General features: G+C 37.2%; 3 protein-coding genes. All 3 read right to left on the reverse strand.

Features of this window, described 5'->3' with window-relative positions:
• Window positions 1-1135: TonB-dependent receptor family protein (locus ACILQF_RS12145; protein WP_395627669.1), on the reverse strand; the 1135-nt coding region annotated here is incomplete at its 3' end.
• 202 nt (window positions 1136-1337) lie between these two features.
• Window positions 1338-1526 (reverse strand): hypothetical protein, encoded by a 189-nt coding sequence (locus ACILQF_RS12150; RefSeq protein ID WP_395627670.1) that lies wholly within the window; start codon window positions 1524-1526, stop codon window positions 1338-1340.
• Window positions 1527-1545: 19 nt separating this feature from the next.
• Complete coding sequence (gene der / locus ACILQF_RS12155) at window positions 1546-2847, reverse strand: ribosome biogenesis GTPase Der (RefSeq protein ID WP_395627671.1); 1302 nt, start codon at window positions 2845-2847, stop codon at window positions 1546-1548.
• Window positions 2848-3099 lie beyond the last annotated feature (252 nt).

Below are 3099 nucleotides of genomic sequence, written 5' to 3' on the forward strand. Positions count from 1 at the left end.
CGGTTTCTAATTGATTTTTTATGTTAAGCAAATTATAATTGATGCTTAGGCGAGGCTCAATTCCCGCCACTTCAAATTGGCGATTACGGTTTCCTGTAGAATTGAGCATGTACACTGCACCGTTCGGGATATTCGTATTTCCCCAAATTACCCCAGTTTTATTCGCTGCCACCGTGCTAAAAGAAAAATCTTGTCTCTGCCAATTACGACTGGTGGTATAGGCGTATGCCGTAGTTTTGAGAATAATATTTTCATTGATTTGCCATTGGTGTGTGGTGCTGGCGGATAAGCGTTTAATTGGTAAATTGTCAAATCCCGCCATTCTCGCAAAATCTTGTCCACCTTGATCGAACATGGTTTGTGTTAAACCGATGTAAGTAGAGTTCGACTGCTCATCGTAATAGCCTAATTTGATTCCAAGCTTAGATTTTTCGTTGAGTTCGATCTTGATTTTTGCCGAAAGATCGTTTAACCTGAAATTCGTCATTCCAAGCTCATCGGCTCTTTTGTGTAAGTAGGAGACTAAAAATCCCGTCTTTCCAATGGTATTTCCATAGGAACCAAAGCCTGAAAAATACCCGTTTTTTGCTCCTGTTAATTTGATTCTGCTTATTTCTGACGGTGGAGGATCAGCAGTGAAAAAATTCACAACGCCACCAATTGTTTGCGGGCCGAACAGAATTTGACCGCTACCTTTTAAAATTTCAATACCCGACATTTTATCGATAGATGGCGTAAAATACATTTCAGGTTCACCATAGGGGCCGAGTGCAATGGGAACGCCATCTTCAAGCATGAGCACATTGCGGCTTCTATCAGGATCTAATCCGCGGATACTTATGTTCAATCGTAGTCCCGCGCCTTCTTCATCCACCACATTAATTCCCGTAACCTTTCGAAGTAATTCATTGGAAGTTAGTGGAGCAAATTGTTTGATATCGCGTGTATTTAATATTATTGCCGAGCCGGGAGTTTTACTAATCAACCCGTCTCGTTTTCCAATTATCATGATCTGAGGCATCTCAATAATGGTGCTGTCTGATAGTTTTGTTGTTTCTTTAGGCTTTGAATCCTGTGCTTGGAGGCCGGAGCTGAATAGGAAAATAGAAAATATTAATATTGAAATCTGCTTCATCTTATTTAGACTAATTTTAAATAGTCCGCAATGATACGAGTAGAATGTCAAAAAATCAAATTATTTAGAATGATTATTAATAATAATTTCTAAATAGTGATTTTACTGCTAAATATTGCTTTTCAATGATTATTTCGTGCTATTGAGAGCGATCAGCTTTATTTTAATTTCGGATTATCGCCCCAACAATTAAATTATTATTTTACTTGACAGTATCTTTTTCAAGGCTATCCTGTATTAAAGAATCGGCTAGTATAGCCGAATTTAGCATTGAATCGGCAGCTGCAGCCTCCTGAATTGAGTCTTGTTTGTCAACTGCTTGTTGATCTGTACTGTTGCAGGCGTAGCTAATCAAGGTTAATACACCTATTAGAAATATGAATTTTTTCATTTAAAATAATTTTGTGGTTTTATTTCTGCCTGAAGAATATTTGAATGGGAACTCCGGTAAAATCAAAGTGCTCACGTAATTTATTCTCTACAAATCGCTTATAAGGTTCTTTTACATATTGGGGAAGGTTACAGAAGAATGCGAACATTGGAGATGAGGCATTGATTTGCGTTATATATTTGATTTTTACGTACTTTCCTTTTACTGCTGGCGGAGGGAAATTTTCAATGATTGGCAGCATTACATCGTTCAACTTGGAGGTTGGAATTTTTTTCAGTTTATTTTCATAGACTTTCGAGGCAGCTTCCAGTGATTTATAGATTCTTTGCTTTTCTACTACGGAAGTAAATACAATGGGAACATCGGTAAATGGAGCAATTTTTTGATAAATCTGTTCTTCAAAAATACTGGTTGTTTTGGTATTTTTTTCAATAAGATCCCATTTATTAACGAGGATAACGACACCTTTTTTGTTTTTTTCTGCGAGGTGAAATATGTTAATGTCTTGTGATTCAATACCTTCTACTGCATCAATCATTAATATTACTACATCTGCTTCTTCCAATGCTTTGATGGTACGCATCACCGAATAGAACTCAATATTTTCTTTAACCTTAGTTTTTTTCCGGAGACCAGCGGTATCAATCAGCATAAATTCATGCCCAAATTGATTGTAATGTATATGAATAGAGTCGCGGGTGGTGCCTGCGATTGGAGTTACGATATTTCTTTCGCGCCCTATCAAGGCGTTGATTAGCGATGATTTACCAACATTTGGTCTGCCCACAATAGCATATTTTGGAAGTTGATTTTCATCTTCTTCTTCTAATTCAAAGTGCTTAATAACTTCATCTAGAAGCTCACCTGTTCCTGAACCCGACATGGATGAAAGTGGATAAATTTCCCCTAAACCTAATCCGTAAAATACGCTAGCGTCGGTAATTCGTTGGTTATTATCTACTTTATTAACCACCACAAAAACGGGTTTTTTACTGCGACGAAGTAATTTAGCGATGTCATCATCAAGATCGGTTATTCCAGTAACCACATCCACCATAAAAAGGATGACGGTTGCTTCTTCGATGGCAATAATTACTTGTTCGCGTATAGCGGCCTCAAACACGTCGTCAGAGTTCGCAACATAGCCACCTGTATCAATTACTGTAAAGTGCTTATCGGTCCACTCAGCAACTCCGTAGTGCCTATCGCGGGTTACTCCACTGTAGTCATCAACTATTGCTTTACGGGTTTCGGTTAATCTGTTATATAATGTCGACTTACCTACATTTGGACGGCCTACTATTGCTACGATATTGCTCATTTCTTGGTTAGTATTGAGTAATTAGTATAAAGTATTTAGTACTAAGTACTGATTACACTTATTTTATATTCTCTGTTATTAATTTAATGCTGTTTTTAGATTTTATCTGCCTTTTCACACATCTACCTTCTCCGATTTTCTATCTCCCTACTTTGTACTAATTACTCAGCACTAATTTTCCTTCTCCGATTTTCTATCTCCCTACTTTGTACTAATTACTCAGTACTAATTATCCTTCTCCGATTTTCTATC

Origin of the sequence: Daejeonella sp. (genome assembly GCF_044232565.1) — a bacterium.
In the GTDB taxonomy this organism is placed as follows: Bacteria; Bacteroidota; Bacteroidia; order Sphingobacteriales; family Sphingobacteriaceae; genus Daejeonella.